The sequence below is a fragment of the Aliagarivorans marinus DSM 23064 genome (assembly GCF_000429485.1).
GTDB lineage: Bacteria > Pseudomonadota > Gammaproteobacteria > Enterobacterales > Celerinatantimonadaceae > Aliagarivorans > Aliagarivorans marinus.
This window is the reverse complement of the sequence record NZ_KE386907.1, coordinates 167,035-187,688: the sequence shown is the minus strand read 5'-3', so window position 1 is coordinate 187,688 and position 20,654 is coordinate 167,035. Positions and strand designations below refer to the sequence as shown.

The following is a 20,654-nucleotide window of genomic DNA, read 5'->3' as shown; positions in this document are numbered from 1 at the left end:
CTTTTCGTATTCATGGAGACGACGGTAGTGGGCGCCTTTGCAACTCTGCGCGAACCCGCTACGTGGCTAAGGTAAGTCTATGAAATCTTCCTCTCTATCCCCGCTTATTCAACAACTCCTAAACGCCCGCATTAGCGACCCCTTTCAAGTACTAGGCCTAGTTAAATTTAAGCAGGGACTTATGCTTCGGGCATGGTTTCCTGAAGCGACCGCAGTATCTGTTCAGAGCCTAAATGGCGACGCGCTAGCAGAAATGACCTGCACCTCGCCGCAAGGGCTGTTCGAAGCAGAATTTGCCGATACTAAAGATAGCTTTAATTATCAGTTTGTTGTGTCTTACGGTGAGGTCACTCACACCGTAATCGACCCCTATCAGTTCCACGAGCAGGCCTATGATGGCCTGGCGACCATGCATCATGCGCCGCAGAACCTGTATTCGGTGTTGGGTGCCCAAGTTAAAACCATCGAGGTCAATGGTGTTGCGGTTAAAGGTGTGCGCTTTGGTGTGTACGCACCCAATGCACTGAGCGTAAGCCTGATTGGCGACTTTAATCACTGGGATGGTCGCCGCCAACCGATGCAGCGCAGCATGGACGGACACTGGGTGTTGTTTGTACCTGGCCTTGAGGCCGGTTGCACCTACAAGTTCGAGCTTAAAGACATGCATGGCCATCAGTTGCCACACAAAACCGATCCGGTGGGCTTCTACTCTGAGCAGTACCCGTCGTTCGCCTCGGTGGTGTGGGATCACGACCAGTACCAGTGGAACGACGATGCGTGGCGCGAGTCTCAGCTTAACGACAAGACCAAACAGCCAATGGCCATCTACGAGGTGCACTTGGCTTCTTGGAAACGTAAGCTGGAGTCTGGCAAGGGTTATCTAAGCTACCGCGAGCTTGCCGAAGAGCTGGTCAACTACGTTAAAGATATGGGCTACACCCACATTGAGGTACTGCCGGTATCGGAACATCCCTTCGACGGCTCTTGGGGCTACCAACCGATTGGCCTGTTTGCGCCAACCAGCCGCTTTGGCCATCCCGATGACTTTAAATACTTGGTCGATCAGTGCCACCAAAATGGCATCGGCGTGATTGTCGACTGGGTGCCTGCGCACTTCCCAAGTGACTCGCACGGTTTGGCCCGCTTCGATGGTACGCCTTTGTACGAGTACGAAGACCCGCGCCGCGGCTGGCACAACGACTGGAACTCGTACATCTACGACTTTGGCCGTGACAATGTTCGCCAGTTCTTGGTCGCGAGCGCGCTGATTTGGCTCGACAAGTTCCATGTCGATGGCCTGCGGGTTGATGCGGTCGCATCGATGCTGTATTGGGATTACTCGCGCAACGAAGGTGAGTGGATCCCCAACGTTGACGGCGGCAACCATAACTATGAGGCGATCAGCCTGCTTAAATGGTTTAACGAAGAGGTCTACAAGCAGTATCCCCATGCCATGACTATCGCTGAAGAGTCTACCGCGTTTGCGGGCGTATCCCGCCCAACCTTCGCCGGTGGCTTAGGCTTTGGTTTCAAATGGAACATGGGATGGATGCACGACTCGCTGACCTACATGCAAAAAGATCCAGCATTCCGTAAGTACCATCACAATGAGATCACCTTCGCGATGGTCTACAACTACGATGAGAACTTCGTACTGCCAATCTCCCATGATGAAGTGGTGCATGGTAAAGGCTCATTGATCGGCAAGATGCCGGGCGATGAGTGGCAACAAGCCGCCAACCTGCGCGCGTTTACGGCCTTCATGTACGCCCATCCTGGTAAGAAACTCAACTTTATGGGCAATGAGATTGCTCAGGCAAGCGAGTGGAACCATGATGCCAGCGTGGACTGGTCGGTATTGCAGTATCCAAAACATCAGGGCCAACAGGCGCTAACCAAGCAGCTCAACCACTACTATCGTGCCACTCCCGCCTTGTTCGAAGGTGACTACGATAAGGCTGGCTTTGAGTGGATCGATCATGGCGACTGGGAACGCAGTGTGCTGGCATTCCAGCGTAACGGTATCGAGAGTGACCAGCAGCTTGTGGTGGTGTGTAACTTCACACCAGTCCCACGGCCACAGTATCGCTTGGGTGTACCAGGGCCTGGTCAGTATCGCGTGGTACTTAACTCCGATTCAGAGATGTATTGGGGCAGCAACCTTGATGCGGGTATCAACTTCAATGCTGAGCCAGTGGCGTGGCAGGGAAGGGAGCATTCCATCGAGTTAAACCTACCACCACTAGCCACCTTGTACATTGAAAAGGTAGACTAACAAACAACAACTCTTCAGGACGAAGTTTAGGCTTGTTTGTATGCTAAAAACCACCGATCCAATGTCGGTGAGTGACCCGGAGCTATTCCGGGTCACTATCGGCTCCGCAACACCTTTAGGCGCACAGCTCGACCAAGCAGGATGCAATTTTGCGGTCCACGGCGGTGAAGCCAAATACATAGAGCTCTGCCTGTTCGACGAATGCGAACGGCAGATCGCTCAATTCATCCTCCCCGGCAAGCACGGCTACGTGCATTTTGGTCACGTTCCCGGCGTGCGGGCAGGGCAACTGTATGCGTTTCGCGCTTACGGTGATTACCAGCCAGAGCACGGCCTGCGTTATGACCAGCGTAAGCTATTGCTCGACCCCTATGCCAAAGCCATCAACCGACCCATCCTTTGGGACGCCGTCGCCTACGACGAAGATAGCGCAGCCATGCTCCCCAAATGTGTGGTGGTTGATGATGACTTTGATTGGCAGGGCGTGGCGCGGCCGGGCTATTCGCTCAGTCAGACGATACTCTACGAGACCCATGTACGCGGGTTCAGTAAGTTACATCCCGAGGTGCCAACTCCTTACCAAGGTACTTACTTGGGGATGTGCTCAAAGCCTGCGATTGATCACCTCAAACAGTTGGGCGTTACAGCGGTGCAGCTCTTGCCGGTGGCCAGCTTTATGTCGGAGCCGCGCCTCAAAGGCCTAGGACTGAGCAACTATTGGGGTTATAACCCCTTACTGTTTATGGCGCCAGACCCGCGTTATGCGATCAGCGACGCGGTTAGCGAGTTCAAACAGATGGTGCGTGAACTGCACCGTGCTGGTATCGAAGTCATTCTAGATGTGGTCTACAACCACACCGCTGAATCCGGTGATGATGGGCCATCGCTGAGCTTCCGTGGGCTTGATAATCGCCGCTACTACCTGTTTGATCATGTGGGTGATAACCCCAACTACCACCACTACACCAACAATACCGGCTGCGGCAACAGCGTCTCATTCGACCACGATGTGACCCTTCAGCTAGTGCTCGATACCCTGCGTTATTGGTATTGCGAGATGGGGGTCGATGGGTTCCGTTTTGATTTGGCGGTCAGTTTGGGCCGGGAGCACAACCGTTTTAAAACGGACGCGAGCTTTTTTAGGGCGCTGCGACAGGACCCAAGCCTTAAGGGCGTCAAGCTTATCGCCGAGCCCTGGGATATCGGCTACGACGGCTATCAGCTAGGGCGGTTTCCATCTAATTGGATGGAGTGTAATGATCGCTACCGCGACAACCTGCGCGGCTTTTGGCGGGGCGACAGGATTGGCGTAGGCGAGTTGGCAACGCGCCTGATGGGCTCGCGCGATTTCTTCTTGCCGAGCAGACGAAGCATTCACACCTCGGTGAACTACATCTGTTACCACGATGGGTTCACCTTGCATGATTTGGTCAGCTATGAGCAGCGGCATAATCATGCCAACGGCGAGGCTAATCGCGATGGCCATGGACATAACCTTTCGGCCAACTATGGCGAGGAGGGGGAGAGCGATAATGCTGCGATCCTCGAACTACGTTTTCAACAAAAACGTAACCTGATCATGTGTCTGATGCTCTCGCAAGGGGTGCCGCATTTTCTCGGGGGCGATGAGCTAAGCCGCACTCAGCGCGGCAACAACAATGCCTACTGCCAGAATAACCCCATCAGTTGGTATGACTGGCAGCTAGATGAGCGTGAGTCTCAGTTCCTGGAGTTTGTGCAGCAACTGATCAAGCTGCGACGAGACAACCCGGTGTTCCACCAGCTTAAGCTTGCTAGCGACACCTTTGAACGCAAACTTGACTACCAACATGCGGTTCATTGGTACCGAGAGGATGGCAATGCCATGCATCAAAGCGATTGGCACTGCGCCGAGCGACAATCAGTGATGGTGGAAATCGTTGGCCTGAAGGGCGAAGCATGCCGCTGGCTATGGTTGATTAACGCCAGTGAACACGCGCAAAAATTCAGACTTCCTGCAACAAAACAACAGCAACGTTGGTCCTTACGATTAGATAGCTCGTTAACAAACAAGCTAACCACGCTGGAGGGCCACAAGGTGACTCTGGCACCACGATCAATGATGCTAATGGAACAACAATGAACACAACTAAACCAATAAGCGATGACCACTGGCGTGAAGTGCTAGATGAAGAGAGCTATCGGGTGTGCCGCGAAGGGGGCACCGAGCGGCCGTTTACCGGCGCGTTGTTACACAACAAGGCTGAGGGCGAATACCGCTGTCGCTGTTGTGCTGCGCCCCTGTTTAACTCTGAGGCCAAATTTGACTCAGGCTGTGGTTGGCCAAGCTTCGACCAAGCGCTGAAAGGGAGTATCCGCTATTTAGAGGATATGAGCCATGGGATGCACCGCATTGAGGTGCGCTGCGCGTCTTGCGATGCCCACCTTGGCCATGTGTTTCCCGATGGCCCCACCGAAACAGGCCAGCGCTACTGCATCAACTCCGTGTCGATGCAGTTCGAGGAGAACTAGGGGCGTTCGGTAATCGTCTTGTAAAGACTTTTCGCCTGCTTTTCTAATTGCTTGCGTTGATCTTTGGTGAGGTTTAGCTGACGCTCCAGCGGGCCGTAGTCTTGCTGTGCGTGATCATCGAAGTGACTCGCTACCAAGGTCCATAGGTAGGCGCGCTCAAAATCCCCCAAACGCATATACTGGCCAACGATCGTCTCTGCGTATTTTGCCGGGATATCGTCGGCATTTTCGTGCAGTGGGAAGGTATTCTTTAAGATAGCGATGGTTTTTACAGGCTGGAAGTCTGCGTAGTAACTGGCCAAGGCCCATTGCAACTCGGGGTGCGCCATCTGCGGGCTGCCTTCCAGGTCGAGGAAGCGCTGCTTGGCACTTTTGTCGCCCAACTCCGTCCAGTGGTACATTAGTAGAAACGGGTAGTCGGAGCTCTTGGTGAGCTGTTCCAATCGCGCCAGTTCTTCGACTGAGGTTAATAGGCCCACCACGCGCTGGGCTTGGCGAGATTGGTCGTATTTGGGTTGGATCTGCGCGGCCAGCTCAATGCAACGGTTGTAAGCTTGATACGCCCGTATCAGTGAGTAGTAGGCAGGATCGCCGGGCTGATCCTGTTCTTCTAGACGTGCGAAGATAACCTCGTCACGCTCCATCCGGCACCAGCCATCTTTATTTAAATCCTCACAAAGGTTGGGGGAGTCTTTGCAAACCCCCTTGGGGGATTTACCACCAAACGAAAATCTTTCTGGGTCCGAATCACAAGCACTCAATAAAAGTGAGGTAGCTAACAGGCATAGGGAGGAAGTAACGAGTTTGCGCAAAATCAGTCCTTGTAAACTTGCACATCGGGCCGCCTTTGGTTAAGTTTTGTCGAAAGCGGCTGGTGATAAATTGATTGGCCTTTAATGATGGGGCAGTAACCGTGCCCACGTCAATTTTTCTAAGGGAAAAGTCAATGGATGTAAAAAAGGTAGTCGAGGCAATGACGCCGGAGATTTATCAAAGTCTGCTTACCGCTGTTGAAACCGGCCGTTGGGCCGATGGAAACGCATTAACCGCTGCGCAAAAGGACAACGTCCAGCAGATGGTCATCCTCTACCAAAGCCAACACAATCATTGTCCTGAGCACTTTACCGTCGGCACCGATGGCGAGTTGGTGGTCAAATCTAAGCAAGAGCTAAAGCGCCAATTCAGAGAAGATGAAGTGATCTTCTCTGAACGCCCAGAAGACGACTAGTCTAGAGGCTAAGCTCGCCGCGAATATTCTGTCCCATCAGGCTTTTAACGCGGCCAAACTCCAGATTCTTACTTAGAAGGTAGTGAAGCTTGGCCAAGGCCGCTTCGGTGGTCATGTCGTAGCCACTTACCACCCCAGCTTGCGCTAGCGCATCTCCCGTGGCGTATCCGCCCATATTTACCTTGCCGGTCAGACACTGGCTTAGGTTGATCACCAACACTTCGCGTTTATCGGCTTCTTTGAGCAGCTCCAGTAGCTCTGGGTTTTGTGGCGCGTTGCCTACGCCGTAGCTAAGCAAGATAAGCGCTTTCACCGGCTGTTGCAGGATATTACGAATCACATCGGCAGAGATACCCGGGTATAGCGTGACAACCCCAATCGGCTGCGGAGTAATGGCGCTCACTTGCAGCGAGCTAAAGCCGGTGGGCTTGATTTCGCCGGCCTTCACTTCGATGTTGATGCCCGACTCTAGCAGTGTGGGGTAGTTGGGAGATTTAAAGGCATCGAAGCCGTCGGCGTGGATCTTGGTTGAGCGGTTGCCACGAAACAGTTGGTTGTTGAAGAACAGGCAGACTTCGTGGATCGGGTACTCAGCAGCCAGGTACAGCGCATTCAACAGGTTGGCGCGGCCATCAGAGCGCAGCTCGCTGAGCGGGATCTGTGAGCCGGTTACGATTACCGGTTTGCTCAAGTTCTCCAGCATGAAAGACAGCGCGGAAGCGGTAAACGCCATGGTATCGGTGCCATGCAGTACCACAAAGCCGTCGTAGTGCTCGTAGTTTTGCTGGATGTCATCGGCAATCAGCTGCCAATGAGTGGGATTGGTATCGGCGGAGTCAATCAGTGGCGCAAACTCATGAATGGTGAACTCGGGCATCTCCTCGCGGTGAAACTCCGGCATTGCCGCGATGCAATCGCGCATAAAGCCTTCTGTAGGCACGTAGCCGCGGTCACTCTTTTGCATACCGATGGTTCCACCGGTGTAGGCGACGTAGATGGATTTCTTATTCATGTTGTGGGCCTCATGGTTACAAGCCGATCACGTGTGTAAGGAGCAGTGGCTCAACTCAACGACACGCGACAAAAAAGTGCAGCGATTATAACGCCGGGCTAAAAGAATAAAACCCCGCTAGGCGGGGTTTTGTTGGATTATAGTTCGTTGATGCACAGGGCGCAGTAGGAATAAATGCCCAAGGGATCGTCAAAGGTGTTTAGCTCATGCTCCAAGGATTGGCCAATCTCGAGTAGGCCGCTGAGCGAGGAGGGCAGCCAAGCCGGTTCACTGGCTCGGAATAGCTGCTCTAAGAACTGCTCTTGTGGGCTTAGTGCTGGGCGCAGGTGCTTAAGCTTGTAGCTCTCTAAACCTTGCAGCTCGGCGGCGCGGGCAATCGCTTGATTGAGGTTACCGAGGCTATCCACCAAGCCATTTTGCTGGGCTTCGCGACCGGTCCAGATCCGGCCTTCGGCTAGCTGTTCGACCTGCTCCACACTCATGTCGCGCCCCTCAGCGACGATCTCAAGAAAGTCCTTGTAGCCTTTCTCGATGGTCAGTTGTATCAGCGCTTCCAGCTCTGGCTGAAGTTCACTAAAGGGACTCAGCTGTGCTAGTGGCGAGGTGCTATAGCCATCGCTGTGCACGCCTACCCTTTGCAGGGCTTGCTCGAGGCTGGCAAACATACCAAAGATACCGATCGAGCCGGTGATGGTGGTGGGCTCGGCAAAGATTTCGTCAGCACTGGAAGCTATCCAATAGCCGCCACTGGCTGCCACAGTGCCCATGGAAACCACTACCGCAACCCCATTGTCTTGCACTTCGGCTAACTTGTCGCGGATTAGCTCCGAGGCAAAGGCGCTACCGCCGCCGCTGTCGATACGCAGCACCAAGGCCTTGACATCTTCATCGTCGATAACCCGCTGCAGTTGCGCTAGCACGGTATCAGCAGCAATGACCTTGTCGCGACCTTCTCCGCCAACAATCGGACCTTGAGCGATGAGTACCGCTATCTTGTCCTCGGCATCCTTTGGTTCTGGAACTACATGGGCCAGATAATCGTAGTAATCGATGTAGGCGTAGCTTGGACCATAGGGGTCTTCGCCAAACAAGTTGAGAAGCTCTTCGAGTAACTGACTGCGATTAACCAGCTGATCGACCAAGCCATAGCGTTCTGCGTACTTTGCGAGGTCGCCATCAACTTGTGTCAGTCGCTCTAACACAACGTTCGCTTCTGGTGACAGCTGCTCGGCGCTGATCTCTCGGTTACTGGCGATGTCCTGTTGGTACTCATCCCACAGCAAATCCACCCAACGCTGTACGTCGGCGCGAGCCTCGGGAGACATATCATTACGAATGTAGGGCTCGACGAACGATTTGTGGGTACCAACCCGGAATACCTTAGGCTCAATGGCCAACTTATCGAGTGCATCCTTAAAGAACAGGCGCTCATAGCTAAAGCCACGCAGTAACACCGCGCCTTGGTTGTTTAGATAGACGGTATCGGCGAAGCTGGCCAGATAGTATTGATGCTGGTCGTAGAAGTCCGCATAGGCCACGATGGGCTTGCCGCTGTTATCGCTGAACCGTTGCAGCGCTCGACCTAATACTTGTAACTTGGCGATACCGCTTGGCGGCAGCTTGCCTAGGTCGAGCACCAAACCGGTGATCTCAGGGTCTTCACTGGCGTGGTCGATGGCATTAACTAGCCGGTTAACGTCTATTTCATACACCGGGGTACGGCCAATTAGCTCGTCACTGATCTCTTGCAGTGGCGAGACGAACTGGGTTTGCTCAACCAATACCCCGTCCAAGCTCAGACGTAAGGCTTGATTACTCACGGGCTCGGGTTGTGGCACCTCTACTGTGGAGATGGCTACCACCACCACAATGATCGTCACCAACAGCATCAGGTTGATAATTAGCGCACGGATAAAGCCGAGAACTCGCCATATCCCTTTGAAAATTCGTTTGATTAAAGCAAACACATGAATCCCACGTTTTCTGCAGAGTAGGGGCCTAAGCTACCATAGCCTTAGGGGATCCAGCCAGATGATAAGGCGTGTTTATCACGCTTGTTCACTTTTACTCAGTGTTAACTGGTTAAACTCATGAAAGAAGCCCCTGCGAAGTGCGTTGTTCAGGCCAAGCTCTTGGCAAGGTCCACAAAAATTAAAACATTTGTTTGAAACATAAGTTTGCATCTATTAGGCTCGTTTACATCTATGTAACATTGGACGTTAAGGCTACCTATGAGCGCATATCCCACTTTACTCAGCCCTTTGGATCTTGGATTCACACAACTGCAAAGCCGTGTGTTGATGGGGTCTATGCATACCGGTTTGGAAGAAGAGCCGGGCGGGTTTGAAAAGATGGCTGAGTTTTATGCGCAGCGAGCACGCGGCGGCGTAGGACTAATTGTCACCGGCGGTGTCTCACCCAACCTCCGGGGGCGCCTCGCCCCTAAAGGCATTCAACTTAGCTTTGGTTGGCAGGTGAAAAAGCATCGCATTGTCACCGATGCCGTGCACCAAGCCGGTGGCAAGATTGCCATGCAGCTACTCCATGCTGGTCGCTATGCCTATCATCCGCTAAACGTTGGACCCAGCGCGATCAAGGCGCCGATAAACCCTTTTAAGCCTTCTGCGATGTCTCATGGTGCGATTACTCGCACCATCAAACAGTTTGCCAAGAGTGCACAGTTGGCGAAACGAGCCGGTTACGATGGCATCGAGCTGATGGGCTCCGAAGGATACCTGATCAATCAATTCCTGTGTAAACGCACCAACCAGCGCAGTGACCAATGGGGCGGTAGTTATCAGAACCGGATGCGCTTTGCTGTCGAGCTATTAAAGGCGTGTAGGGCCGCCGTGGGTGAAGAATTTATTATTATTTTCCGTTTATCGATGCTGGATCTGGTAGAGAGTGGCTCTAACTACGCTGAAGTCGTAGAGCTGGCCAAACAGTTGGAGCAAAACGGTGTCACCCTGATCAATACAGGTATCGGATGGCACGAGGCGCGGGTGCCAACCATCGCAACCAGCGTACCTCGCGCTGCGTTTAGCTGGATTACCGAAAAGATCCGCCGCGAAGTGAGCGTGCCGGTTATCGCGGTAAACCGCATCAACACCCCTGAGATTGCCGAGCAAATCTTAGGCAGCGGCCAGGCGGATATGGTATCGATGGCTCGTCCGCTACTGGCCGACCCGGAATTTGTGAACAAAGCACGCGCCGGTGAGCCTGAGCAGATCAATACCTGCATCGCTTGTAATCAGGCCTGTTTGGACCATGTGTTTAAACAGCAGCGCGCGAGTTGTCTGGTCAATCCCCAAGCCTGTTATGAGACCGAGTTGACCTTTGACAAAACCAGCGTGCCGAAAAAGCTGGCAGTAATTGGCGCCGGCCCGGCGGGTCTTGCATTTGCAAACTATGCCGCGCAGCGCGGCCATCAGGTGACCATCTATGACGCTGCCGACGAGATCGGAGGGCAATTTAACTACGCCAAGCAAATCCCCGGTAAAGAAGAGTTCTACGAGACACTGCGCTACTTTAAGCACCAGTTGGCACGTAACGGAGTCGCGGTGAAGCTGGGTGAGCGTATCGACCCGCTCAAACTGGCCGAGCTCGGCGCGGACGAAGTGGTGGTAGCAACCGGGATCCTGCCGCGAACCCCACCGATTGAAGGCGTTGAACATCCTAAAGTACTCAGCTACCTGGATGTTCTGCGAGACAAAAAGCCGGTTGGCGAGAAGGTGGCTATTATCGGCGCTGGCGGTATTGGCTTCGATGTGGCTGAGTTCATCCTTGAACAAGGGAGCTCACTCAGCAGCGATGTTAAGCGCTGGTCCGAAAACTGGGGAATCGATACGGCCTACCAGCAAGAGGGCGGACTGATGCCGCCAAAGGCGCAGCATGGCGAGACGCGACAAGTGTACTTAATGCAGCGCAAGACCTCCAAGCTCGGTAAAGGCTTGGGTAAAACCACCGGCTGGATCCATCGCGCTACCTTGAAGAAACACGGCGTGGAGTTTATCGCCGGTGCCCAGTACCAAAAGATTGATGACCAAGGACTGCATTATCAGTGCGATGAGCAGCAACGGGTTGTTGAGGTCGACAATGTTGTTATTTGCGCTGGGCAAACCTCAAACCGCTCGTTGTACGATCAAGCGATAGAGCAGGGCCTGACTGCACATTTGATTGGCGGTGCCAATGTGGCTGCGGAGCTTGATGCCAAGCGGGCTATCCGACAAGGCGCAGAGTTAGCTGCAAAAATCTAGGCTTTGCTGTTAGGATATTCCTTACAAGGATGGAAAGCCCACAACAAGGACGATGATGAAGGCCCTCAACCTGCTGTTAGAGAGACACTCCTGCGCTCGCTTATCTGCCCCGGCACCGGAAGGCGCTGAACTTGAAACCATCTGGCAAGCTGGTTTGCGAGCCCCAGACCATGGCGGGCTGCATCCATGGCGTATTTTGCATGTCAGTGGCGAAGGGCTAAGCAAGTTGTCTGATATCTTTGCCGCTGCAGCAGAGCAAAACCAGGGCGATATTGAGAAAGCTCGGCAAATGCCATTTCGGGCGCCACTAATTACGGTGGTGATTGCCTCGCCCAAGCCCCACGACAAAGTGCCAGAAATCGAGCAAGTACTCTCGGCGGGCTGTATGGTGCATGCGATGCAGATGGCCGCGTTCGCACAGGGCTACAACGGTATCTGGCGCACCGGCCCCATGGCCTACGATCCTATTGTTAAACAGAAGCTGGGCTTGGCCGAGCACGAGCATATTGTCGGCTTTTTGTATCTCGGCTCTTCTCAGATATCGAAAGTGCCTAGCAGAACCTTGAGCACTGACCAATTCGTTAGCTGGTTGTAACCATGTCCATGCCAACCCTTTACTACGTGCACGACCCCATGTGCAGTTGGTGCTGGGGGTTTCAACCAACTTGGAACCGTTTGCTGCAGCAGCTTCCCAGCAGTGTTAGCGTGAAGCGATTAGTGGGCGGTTTAGCGCCTGATTCCTACGAGCCGATGCCGGAGGAGATGCGCCATTACCTGCAACAAACCTGGCGGCGCATTGAGACAGAATTAGACCGACCATTCAATCATGATTTCTGGCGCAACAACATTCCTCGGCGCTCTACCTATCCGGCCTGCCGTGCAGTCATCGCTGCGCGCCAGCACGACCTTGAGACCGAAATGATTGAGGCAATCCAAAAGGCCTACTATCTGGATGCGCGTAATCCCTCAGACTTACAAGTGCTTAAGAGCTGTGCTAGCCAAATAGGGATCAGTGAAAAGGTGTTTGTGGAGGCGATGGACAGTGCCGAGTTGGAATACCAGCTACAGACCGAGATTGCGCAAGCGCGCAGTATGCCTATTAATGGCTTTCCCTCGTTGGTCTTAGAAAGTGAGGGGCAGCGCCTAGCGCTGCCCCTCGATTATCACAATGAAGCGGTGATGCTCTCTGTCATCACCTCAAAACTAGATCCCAAGTTCATCGAATAAGTCTTGATCAGGCAACTCTTTCTGCTCTTTGGCCACCGGCTTGTGGCTGGTGGTTTCGCGAGCCTGATTGATCAACTCATCCGGGTCGATATCTTCAGGCGTCTCGAAGTCATGTAGCTGGATGAACTCGGTTTTATCCATGGCTAGCTCAAGGTAGAAGATATTGTTGTTTGAGGTGGTGAAGGTCACTCGGCGAGCTTGTGGACGGTCAAGATTGGTATCCACCGACAGCTGCACCTGTTTGTTAATGGTCAACATCTTCGGTTGGTTCTGAGTGATTGACGTTTGCAACTCCTTGCCCACGGTACTGGTAAAGTCGCCAACGATCTGGTTCATCAGCTCGCCCATGACATTGCTCACATCGTCCTGTGTGTGTTGGCTGGCCAACTCATTCTCGGGAATGCTCATATGCAGCATGTAGTCGCGGTAGATCTCCATGGCCGAAGCGGCGCTAAAGTTGATAACCACTAAACCAGAGAAGCCGCCATCGAACAACACAAAGCAGCCGATGTCCGGGCGTAGGCAGGTCTTGTGGATCTTCTGCACCATCGCAGAGTATTGGACGGGCCGGGTGGTTGCGGCGTTGAAAACTTTAGTGACGGAGTTGCAGAGTTTAATCAGGATGTCTTCGGTGGTGACAACGGTAACCTTTTTCATATAAATCCATTTAATAGGTTCAGTTCATCCATTATGCGCCAGAGTGGGCGCAATAGCGAAAAAAAGCCCCCAGATTTGGGGGCTTGAGCAGATTAGTATTCGGCGGTTTTCGGTGCGCGAGGGAAGGGGATCACATCGCGGATGTTCGCCATGCCGGTCACATAGGAAACCAGGCGTTCAAAGCCCAAACCGAAGCCGGAGTGCGGCACGGTGCCGTAGCGACGTAGGTCTCGATACCAGCTGTAATCTTCTGGGTCTAGGTTCATCTCGGCGAGACGCGCGTCCAGCACATCCAAGCGCTCTTCACGTTGGCTACCACCGATGATCTCACCAATGCCCGGCGCAAGTACGTCCATTGCGGCAACGGTTTTGCCGTCGTCGTTCATGCGCATGTAGAAGGCTTTAATGTCTTTCGGGTAGTTCTTCACTACCACTGGCGCTTTAAAGTGTTCTTCTGCCAAGAAACGCTCGTGCTCAGAGCTTAGGTCGATACCCCATTCAACGTCGAACTCGAACTTCTTGCCGCAGGCTTTCAAAATGTCGATAGCATCGGTGTAATCAACCTGTGCGAAGTCTGAATCGACGAAGTTCTCCAGACGGCTGATCGCTTCTTTGTTGATGCGCTGGGCGAAGAAGGCCATATCATCGGCGCGCTCGTCCAGTACCGCTTTGAACACGTATTTGAGCATGTCTTCGGCAAGACCAGCAACGTCATCCAGATCGGCGAAAGCTACTTCCGGCTCCATCATCCAGAATTCAGCCAAATGACGGCTGGTGTTGGAGTTTTCGGCGCGGAAGGTCGGCCCGAAAGTGTACACCTTAGTAAGCGCACAGGCATAGGTCTCGGCGTTTAGCTGGCCGGATACGGTCAAGAAGGTTTCTTTACCGAAGAAGTCTTCTTGGTAGTCCACGTCACCTTTATCGGTCAGTGGCAGGTTCTGCATATCAAGGGTGGATACACGGAACATCTCACCAGCGCCTTCGGTATCGCTACCGGTAATGATCGGGGTGCTTACCCACACATAGCCACGCTCGTGGTAAAAGCGATGGATCGCTTGAGCCAGGCAGTTACGCACACGGGTCACCGCACCAATTACGTTGGTACGAGGGCGCAGGTGAGCGTGCTCACGAAGGTACTCAATCGAGTGACGCTTGGCTGACATCGGGTAGCTGTCTGGATTCTCTACCCATCCGATCACCTCAACCTTGGTGGCTTTAATTTCAAAAGCCTGACCTTGTCCAGGAGACTCTACGATTTCACCGGTTACTGCTACAGAACAACCTGCAGTCAGCTTAACGATCTCTTCTTGGTAATTATTCAGCTCTGAGGGTGCAACGGCCTGAATAGCGTCGAAGCACGAACCATCGTGAACAGCGAGAAAAGAAATACCGGCCTTGGAGTCACGGCGAGTGCGGATCCAACCTTTTACGGTAACTTGTTGTCCTGCCTGGAATTTACCTGACAAAACGTCGGTTACTGAAGAATGCGTCATAAGCAGCATTATCCCCGAATTTTGAGTGCTAATATTACAAGGGAACCCATGTTACTGCGTGTAAAGCAAGACTCAAGTAAAATATTGTCTAGGCTTGATATAACTGCTCACAAGCGCGCCAGTAGCGCTGCAATTGTTATCAGGTGGTTAATGAAACAAAAGAGAATAGAACGAAGAAGAGGTCCAGACGTACTGCAACGCACCTTTGTTTGGGTATCGGTTATCGCTTGGGTGTTGTTCCTCGGATCGTTAATCGCCTACCATTACGCTCGCCCGGAAATCCCTTACAGCAACTTCGTTAACCCCGACGGTGTGGTTTACCGCGACTATTGGCGCGAAGACTACCAGCGATTATTCGTCTACCTGTTGTGGTCATGCTGTGGGATCACCTTGGCCGGTGTCCTGCTAAACTACCGCCGCAGTCGTCGCCGCAGCGACCATTACTTAGTTAACCTTGGCCTGCTGGGGCTGATATCGGTTAGCAGCTTGTTTGCCTACTACGTGAACCTATTCCGCTGATGCCCTCGCAAGTGTTAATCATGCGTGGCTTACCCGGCAGCGGTAAGTCCTATGCCGCCCGTAAGTTCTATCAACACACCGTGCCCGATTACAGCGAGTATGTTGGGCTGTGTAGTACCGACGATTACTTCTACCAAGAGGGCATCTACCGTTTTGACCCAACGCGCCTTGAAGACAACCATCGACAGAACCAACAACGTTTCGCTGAACTTATCGCTCGGCAGTGGCCACTGGTGGTGTGTGACAACACCAATATGCAGCAGTGGGAGTTGGAGAGTTATATCGAAGTTGCAAGGGAGCAGGGCTGCGAAATACTGGTGGTGGAGGTTGGCGACCCGCAAGATATGCACCACCAGAAGTTGTGTGCTGAGCGGAATCGCCATGGCATCAATGATCGCACCATCTTTGAGATGGCCAGTAACTACGAACCCATCGATAGTTGGCTTAGTACCTTAAATATCCCCTTGGTAAGGCGCGAGAGCTGGTCTGGCTCAATCACATAAGGGGGCATCACATAGACCAGTTTACCGAAGGGGCGAACCCACAAGCCTTGGTCCACAAACATCGCCTGTATGCTTGCCATATCCACCGGCGCATTCAGCTCCACCACACCAATCGCACCTAATATCCGTACATCGGCAACGTTGGCAAGCTCGCTGCAGAGAACCAGCTCTTGGCGTAGCTGAGCCTCGATAGCTGCAACCCGCTGTTGCCAGTTTGAGCTGAGCAGCAAGTCGACGCTGGCGTTAGCGACCGCGCAGGCTAGGGGATTACCCATAAAGGTCGGTCCGTGCATAAACACGCCTGCTTCGCCGGAGCATACGGTATCGGCAACCTGCTTACTCGCCAAGGTAGCAGCCAGGCTCATATAGCCGCCGGTAAGTCCTTTTCCAAGGCAGAGAATATCTGGGCTGATGCCGGCGTGCTCGCAGGCGAACAGTTTACCAGTGCGGCCAAAGCCAGTGGCAATCTCATCAGCGATTAGCAGTACATCGAACTGCTTACACAGCGCCGCTAGTTCTTTGAGATACTCAGGGTGATAGATGCGCATGCCTCCTGCGCCTTGCACGATCGGCTCGATGATCACAGCGGCGATCTCGTGGTGGTGGCTGCCGAGCAACTCTGCCATATCGCTCAGATCATCGGGATTCCAGGCCTGATCAAAGCGGGTTTGCGGCGCACTGACAAAATGGTGCTCAGGCAGAAAGCCTTGATAGAGCTGGTGCATACCTCCTTGTGGGTCGCACACCGACATCGCACCAAAGGTGTCGCCATGGTAGCCCTTGCGCACCGTAGCAAACTTGGCCTTAGGCGTGCCCTTGGCATGCCAGTATTGCAAGGCCATCTTCATGGCAACTTCCACTGACACTGAGCCAGAGTCGCTGATAAAGACCTGCTCAAGGCCTGCTGGAGTAATGTCCACCAGCTTTCGGCACAGCTCAACGGCGGGCTGATGGGTTAAGCCGCCGAACATCACATGGGACATACAAGCGAGTTGTGACTTCGCTGCATTATCGAGTTCCGCAACTTGATAGCCATGGATACAGGCCCACCATGACGACATGCCGTCGATAAGCTTTCGGCCATCGGCTAATTCGATTTCTACACCTTGGGCTGATTTCACCGGATAGCAGGGAAGGGGGTCAACCGAGGAGGTGTAAGGGTGCCAGATATGCTGTCGATCAAAGTCTAAATCAATGCTCATAAAATAACCTGTTGTAAACCACATGCAAGGTGCTAGTTTTACCGCTGCGCGGTGACAGGTAGACTAACCAAAACTTTTACTTAAAAAAAGTACCAGGGATTATGACTCAGGAAATTCGTCACAATTGGACAGTTGATGAAGTAAATCAATTGTTTGCCATGCCGTTTAACGATCTGTTGTTTGCCGCGCAAACGGTTCATCGTCGCCATTTCGACCCAAATCAGGTGCAAGTCTCTACCTTGCTGTCGATTAAAACCGGCGCCTGCCCTGAGGACTGTAAATACTGCCCGCAAAGCGCCCACCACAAGACCGGCTTGGAAACAGAGCGCCTATTAGAGGTGCAACACGTACTCGACGAGGCGGCAAAGGCCAAAGCCAATGGCTCCACCCGTTTTTGCATGGGCGCGGCCTGGAAAAACCCCAAAGAACGCGATATGCCTTATCTGCTGAAAATGGTGGAAGGGGTAAAGGCCTTGGGTATGGAAAGCTGTATGACCCTCGGCATGCTGGAAAAGCAACAGGCTGAGCAATTGGCGGACGCCGGCCTCGATTACTACAACCACAACCTGGATACCTCGCGCGAGTTCTACGGCGAGATTATCACCACCCGCAGCTACGATGATCGACTCGCTACCCTTGAGCATGTTCGAGGCGCGGGCATGAAAGTATGCTCCGGCGGCATTATGGGCATGGGTGAGACCGCCAGCGACCGCTCCGGCTTGCTGGTGGAGCTGGCCAACCTGCCTAAGCACCCGGAAAGTGTGCCGATTAATATGCTGGTGAAGGTCAAAGGCACGGCGCTAGAAAACGTTGATGACATGGACCACTTCGAGTTTATCCGTTGTATTGCAGTAGCGCGGATCATGATGCCAATGTCCCACGTGCGCCTATCGGCGGGGCGTGAGGAGATGAACGAACAGATGCAAGCCTTGTGTTTTATGGCCGGCGCCAATTCCATCTTCTATGGCTGTAAGTTACTGACCACGCCGAATCCGGCAGAAAACAAAGATCTACAGTTGTTCGCCAAACTGGGTATCAACCCCGAGGATGTCAGTACGGAGAGCGGCAACCAAGAGCGCGAATCGGAGATCTATCAATCGTTGGTGCGTAACAAGGTTGAAGCAAGCGATCCGATGTTCTACGACGCGTCCTGATGGCTTTTGAGTTTGTCACCCAAGCCCTGAGTGAACGTCGCGACAGCGATCTGCTGCGCGCGCGGCGTTGCCAGAGCTCGCGCCAGGGCCGCTGCTTGCAACATCAAGGGCGGGACTATCTGAACTTCTCCAGCAATGACTACCTAGGCTTGTCACAACACCCTGAGGTGGTTGCTGCTTGGTGTAAAGGCGCCAACGAGTATGGGGTAGGCAGTGCAGGCTCGCCCTTGGTGACCGGCTTTCAAAGCCCGCACCTAGCGCTGGAGCAACAGCTCGCCGAATGGTTTGGCTATCCGGCCGCGCTGCTGTTCTCCTCAGGATTCTGTGCCAACCAAGCGGTTATCAAGGCCTTTGATAATCCCTCTCTGACCACGTTTCACGACAAGCTTAATCATGCCTCGTTAATCGAAGCGGGCATGTATAGCAGTGCGCCGATGAAGCGTTTTCGCCATAACGATGTAGCGCACCTTGATCAACTGCTGAGCCGCGCAAATGGCGACAAGCTGGTGATCAGCGAAGGGGTGTTCAGTATGGACGGTGATAGCGCGCCACTTGGCGATATCGCTCAGGTTAGCAAGCAGCACAAGGCATGGCTGATGATCGACGATGCCCATGGCGCGGGCGTGCTGGGAGAAAAGAGCTCGGTGTCCTGCGCGGGTCTTGGCGCGGAAGATGTGCAGATCATGGTGATCACCTTCGGCAAGGCCTTTGGTGTGCAAGGGGCGGCGGTGTTATGTAGCGAGCAGTTGCGCGAGTACTTGCTGAACTTCGCCCGCAGCTATGTGTACTCGACCGCCATGCCAGCGGCGCAAGCGAGTGCGGTTTCTGCCTCGTTAAATGTGATGGCCACACAGCCGCAACATCGTGAGCGACTAAGCCAGAACATAGCGTTGTTTCGTAAACTAGCAGAGCATCAAAGTGTGCCGCTGCACGCTTCCAATACCGCCATTCAGCCGATACTGATTGGTAGTGCGGCAAAGGCGCAACAGATCAGCCTGCGTCTGAAAGAGCAGGGCTTATGGGTAAACGCCATCCGTCCGCCGACGGTGCCGCCTAATACCTCACGCTTGCGGGTGACCCTGACCGCGCACCATAGCGCTGAAGACATTAACTCGCTGGTTGAAGCGTTGGTCAAAGAGATGGACAAGGAACTAGCCGGTTACACCGATGAACTATAACAAGCAACATGTTGCCAGCCATTTCGGCCGGGCGGCACACACCTACGACAACTTCGCCCAATTGCAGCGAGATATTGGCGGATCACTCATTGAGCGTTTGCCACAGCAAGGTTTTGACACAACTGCTGATCTGGGCTGCGGCACAGGCTTTTTTATGCCTGCACTTAAGCTGCGCTGCAAGCAGTTGTTGGGGATCGATCTCTCTCCAGCCATGGCGCACACAGCTAGCCTTCGCTCTGGGCAAGCGTGCCTGAGCAGTGATGCGGAGCATCTGGCGATTGCCGATGGCTCACTTGATCTGGTGTTTTCGAATTTGGCGCTGCAATGGTGTAACAGCTTGCCGACCGCGCTTGCCGAGATACACCGCTGCCTTAAACCCGGCGGCTATCTGGCATTTTCCACTTTACTCTCTGGCACCTTGGGGGAGCTGCACCGTGCTTGGGCTGAGATTGATCAGTACCCCCATGTGAACCGCTTTATCTGTCAATCCCAGTATTTGGATGCCATTCATAGCCAACCTTGGGGCTCGATATCCTTTGAGGTCGAGACCCGCTGCTTACAATATCCCTCGGTGTTTCCGTTGTTGCAGGAGCTAAAAGGGATTGGCGCAAACTATGTGCCCGGTGGTCGCAACGGACTCACCACTGCATCACAGCTAAAAGCGTTAAATCGCAGCTACGAGCGGATTGCCTGCAATGAGCAAGGGATGCTCGAAGCCCGCTATGTCGTCGCTTATGGAGTACTACGTCGTGACTAAACGATTCTTTGTTACCGGTACCGATACCGAGGTCGGTAAAACCTTCACCACACAAGCCTTGCTCCGTGCATTGCAAGCGCGCCACACCGGCTGTGCTGTCAATGGCTTTAAGCCCTTGGCCGCGGGCGCCGAGCTGATAGATGGGCAATGGCAGAACGAAGATGGCGTCGCATTACAGAAAGCGTCAAGTTCAACGCTAGATTATCCCTTGGTTAATCCCGAGGTGTATCCCCAAGCTATTGCGCCACACATTGCCGCCATGCTTTGCCAGCGACCCATCGATGAAAGCAACATCGACAATGCTCTTGTACAGATAAGCGAGTGCTCAGACTGGCTGCTGGTGGAAGGGGCCGGAGGTTGGCATGTGCCGTTTAACCCACAGCGCTGTTTCTCAGACTGGGTGGTGGCGCACCAACTGCCGGTGATACTGGTTGTCGGGGTGCGCTTGGGTTGCCTGAATCACGCCTTGCTAACTGTACAGGCCATTCGCGCATCGAGGCTGCCACTGGTGGGCTGGGTCGCCAACCACCTCAGTGAACCCACTGAAGTCAGCCACGACAATGTGAGCTATCTAAAAGAGGCCATCGATGCGCCTTTGTTAGGGGTATTGCCATACTCTCCCGGTAGTGCGCCTGTGCAGTTGGCAACGTACCTTGATGTTAGTGCACTAGACTAGCAAACA

General features: G+C 53.5%; 19 protein-coding genes. 13 read left to right on the top strand and 6 right to left on the bottom strand.

Translation table 11 applies throughout. From position 1 onward, the window contains the following. The first annotated feature begins 79 nt into the window (after positions 1-79). Genes glgB through msrB form a run of 3 tightly spaced genes read left to right on the top strand, consistent with a single transcriptional unit; the run spans position 80 to position 4,786 of the window. Positions 80-2,275 (top strand): 1,4-alpha-glucan branching protein GlgB, encoded by a 2,196-nt coding sequence (gene glgB, locus G461_RS0115210; RefSeq protein WP_026972482.1) that lies wholly within the window; start codon positions 80-82, stop codon positions 2,273-2,275. Positions 2,276-2,315: 40 nt separating this feature from the next. After that, on the top strand, positions 2,316-4,397 hold the full coding sequence (gene glgX / locus G461_RS0115205) for a glycogen debranching protein GlgX (protein ID WP_051333599.1): 2,082 nt from the start codon (positions 2,316-2,318) through the stop codon (positions 4,395-4,397). Continuing rightward, positions 4,394-4,786, top strand: coding sequence for a peptide-methionine (R)-S-oxide reductase MsrB (msrB, locus tag G461_RS0115200; RefSeq protein ID WP_035480435.1), 393 nt, complete (start codon positions 4,394-4,396; stop codon positions 4,784-4,786). Before glgX ends, msrB begins: the two co-directional genes overlap by 4 nt. On the opposite strand, the gene G461_RS0115195 is transcribed toward msrB, so the two are convergent. Continuing rightward, positions 4,783-5,547: a DUF2989 domain-containing protein gene (locus G461_RS0115195; RefSeq protein WP_245587190.1), complete on the bottom strand. Its 765-nt coding sequence runs from the start codon at positions 5,545-5,547 to the stop codon at positions 4,783-4,785. The two genes, msrB and G461_RS0115195, sit on opposite strands and share 4 nt — an antisense overlap. A 185-nt stretch (positions 5,548-5,732) precedes the next feature. Here G461_RS0115195 and G461_RS0115190 point away from each other — a divergent pair, with 185 nt between their 5' ends. After that, complete coding sequence (locus G461_RS0115190; protein WP_026959119.1) at positions 5,733-6,014, top strand: YeaC family protein; 282 nt, start codon at positions 5,733-5,735, stop codon at positions 6,012-6,014. 1 nt (position 6,015) lies between these two features. Here the strand turns inward: G461_RS0115190 and ansA are convergent, their stop codons facing one another. Beyond that, positions 6,016-7,026, bottom strand: coding sequence for an asparaginase (gene ansA, locus G461_RS0115185; RefSeq protein ID WP_026959118.1), 1,011 nt, complete (start codon positions 7,024-7,026; stop codon positions 6,016-6,018). Between the two features lie 137 nt (positions 7,027-7,163). Next, a complete protein-coding gene (gene sppA, locus G461_RS0115180) occupies positions 7,164-8,993 on the bottom strand; it encodes a signal peptide peptidase SppA (protein ID WP_051333598.1) in 1,830 nt (609 codons plus the stop codon). Between the two features lie 264 nt (positions 8,994-9,257). Here sppA and G461_RS0115175 point away from each other — a divergent pair, with 264 nt between their 5' ends. Genes G461_RS0115175 through G461_RS0115165 form a run of 3 tightly spaced genes read left to right on the top strand, consistent with a single transcriptional unit; the run spans position 9,258 to position 12,509 of the window. Then, on the top strand, positions 9,258-11,282 hold the full coding sequence (locus G461_RS0115175; protein WP_026972477.1) for an NADPH-dependent 2,4-dienoyl-CoA reductase: 2,025 nt from the start codon (positions 9,258-9,260) through the stop codon (positions 11,280-11,282). Between the two features lie 55 nt (positions 11,283-11,337). After that, entirely contained in the window at positions 11,338-11,877 is a 540-nt protein-coding gene (locus G461_RS0115170) for an NAD(P)H nitroreductase (RefSeq protein ID WP_026972476.1), read from the top strand. Positions 11,878-11,879: 2 nt separating this feature from the next. Continuing rightward, positions 11,880-12,509: a DsbA family protein gene (locus G461_RS0115165; protein WP_026972475.1), complete on the top strand. Its 630-nt coding sequence runs from the start codon at positions 11,880-11,882 to the stop codon at positions 12,507-12,509. On the opposite strand, the gene G461_RS0115160 is transcribed toward G461_RS0115165, so the two are convergent. Next, on the bottom strand, positions 12,486-13,166 hold the full coding sequence (locus tag G461_RS0115160) for a DUF3334 family protein (protein ID WP_026972474.1): 681 nt from the start codon (positions 13,164-13,166) through the stop codon (positions 12,486-12,488). The two genes, G461_RS0115165 and G461_RS0115160, sit on opposite strands and share 24 nt — an antisense overlap. Before the next feature lie 92 nt (positions 13,167-13,258). Beyond that, a complete protein-coding gene (gene asnS, locus G461_RS0115155) occupies positions 13,259-14,659 on the bottom strand; it encodes an asparagine--tRNA ligase (RefSeq protein WP_026972473.1) in 1,401 nt (466 codons plus the stop codon). A 150-nt stretch (positions 14,660-14,809) separates the two neighbouring features. Between asnS and G461_RS0115150 the strand changes: the two genes are divergently transcribed. Continuing rightward, positions 14,810-15,178, top strand: coding sequence for a hypothetical protein (locus G461_RS0115150; RefSeq protein WP_026959111.1), 369 nt, complete (start codon positions 14,810-14,812; stop codon positions 15,176-15,178). 20 nt (positions 15,179-15,198) lie between these two features. Continuing rightward, positions 15,199-15,681 (top strand): AAA family ATPase, encoded by a 483-nt coding sequence (locus G461_RS25960; RefSeq protein WP_169727266.1) that lies wholly within the window; start codon positions 15,199-15,201, stop codon positions 15,679-15,681. On the opposite strand, the gene bioA is transcribed toward G461_RS25960, so the two are convergent. Continuing rightward, complete coding sequence (gene bioA, locus G461_RS0115140; protein ID WP_035480432.1) at positions 15,600-16,883, bottom strand: adenosylmethionine--8-amino-7-oxononanoate transaminase; 1,284 nt, start codon at positions 16,881-16,883, stop codon at positions 15,600-15,602. The two genes, G461_RS25960 and bioA, sit on opposite strands and share 82 nt — an antisense overlap. Before the next feature lie 101 nt (positions 16,884-16,984). Here bioA and bioB point away from each other — a divergent pair, with 101 nt between their 5' ends. From bioB to bioD, 4 genes are read left to right on the top strand one after another with little or no spacing between them, the layout of a single operon-like run. After that, on the top strand, positions 16,985-18,037 hold the full coding sequence (gene bioB, locus G461_RS0115135; RefSeq protein ID WP_026972470.1) for a biotin synthase BioB: 1,053 nt from the start codon (positions 16,985-16,987) through the stop codon (positions 18,035-18,037). Continuing rightward, on the top strand, positions 18,037-19,215 hold the full coding sequence (gene bioF, locus G461_RS0115130; RefSeq protein WP_026972469.1) for an 8-amino-7-oxononanoate synthase: 1,179 nt from the start codon (positions 18,037-18,039) through the stop codon (positions 19,213-19,215). Before bioB ends, bioF begins: the two co-directional genes overlap by 1 nt. Continuing rightward, positions 19,205-19,972 carry a malonyl-ACP O-methyltransferase BioC gene (gene bioC, locus G461_RS0115125; RefSeq protein WP_026972468.1) on the top strand — a complete coding sequence of 256 codons (768 nt, stop codon included), beginning with the start codon at positions 19,205-19,207 and terminating at the stop codon, positions 19,970-19,972. The genes bioF and bioC overlap by 11 nt, the downstream gene beginning before the upstream one ends. Beyond that, positions 19,965-20,648 carry a dethiobiotin synthase gene (bioD, locus tag G461_RS0115120; RefSeq protein WP_026972467.1) on the top strand — a complete coding sequence of 228 codons (684 nt, stop codon included), beginning with the start codon at positions 19,965-19,967 and terminating at the stop codon, positions 20,646-20,648. The genes bioC and bioD overlap by 8 nt, the downstream gene beginning before the upstream one ends. Positions 20,649-20,654 lie beyond the last annotated feature (6 nt).

Bases quoted from the DNA above. Each gene is read 5' to 3' on its own strand.
- glgB (WP_026972482.1), top strand. From the start codon at position 80: ATGAAATCTTCCTCTCTATCCCCGCTTATTCAACAACTCCTAAACGCC.
- glgX (WP_051333599.1), top strand. From the start codon at position 2,316: ATGCTAAAAACCACCGATCCAATGTCGGTGAGTGACCCGGAGCTATTC.
- msrB (WP_035480435.1), top strand. From the start codon at position 4,394: ATGAACACAACTAAACCAATAAGCGATGACCACTGGCGTGAAGTGCTA.
- G461_RS0115190 (WP_026959119.1), top strand. From the start codon at position 5,733: ATGGATGTAAAAAAGGTAGTCGAGGCAATGACGCCGGAGATTTATCAA.
- ansA (WP_026959118.1), bottom strand. From the start codon at position 7,026: ATGAATAAGAAATCCATCTACGTCGCCTACACCGGTGGAACCATCGGT.
- G461_RS0115175 (WP_026972477.1), top strand. From the start codon at position 9,258: ATGAGCGCATATCCCACTTTACTCAGCCCTTTGGATCTTGGATTCACA.
- G461_RS0115170 (WP_026972476.1), top strand. From the start codon at position 11,338: ATGAAGGCCCTCAACCTGCTGTTAGAGAGACACTCCTGCGCTCGCTTA.
- G461_RS0115165 (WP_026972475.1), top strand. From the start codon at position 11,880: ATGTCCATGCCAACCCTTTACTACGTGCACGACCCCATGTGCAGTTGG.
- G461_RS0115160 (WP_026972474.1), bottom strand. From the start codon at position 13,166: ATGAAAAAGGTTACCGTTGTCACCACCGAAGACATCCTGATTAAACTC.
- asnS (WP_026972473.1), bottom strand. From the start codon at position 14,659: ATGACGCATTCTTCAGTAACCGACGTTTTGTCAGGTAAATTCCAGGCA.
- G461_RS0115150 (WP_026959111.1), top strand. From the start codon at position 14,810: ATGAAACAAAAGAGAATAGAACGAAGAAGAGGTCCAGACGTACTGCAA.
- G461_RS25960 (WP_169727266.1), top strand. From the start codon at position 15,199: ATGCGTGGCTTACCCGGCAGCGGTAAGTCCTATGCCGCCCGTAAGTTC.
- bioA (WP_035480432.1), bottom strand. From the start codon at position 16,883: ATGAGCATTGATTTAGACTTTGATCGACAGCATATCTGGCACCCTTAC.
- bioB (WP_026972470.1), top strand. From the start codon at position 16,985: ATGACTCAGGAAATTCGTCACAATTGGACAGTTGATGAAGTAAATCAA.
- bioF (WP_026972469.1), top strand. From the start codon at position 18,037: ATGGCTTTTGAGTTTGTCACCCAAGCCCTGAGTGAACGTCGCGACAGC.
- bioC (WP_026972468.1), top strand. From the start codon at position 19,205: ATGAACTATAACAAGCAACATGTTGCCAGCCATTTCGGCCGGGCGGCA.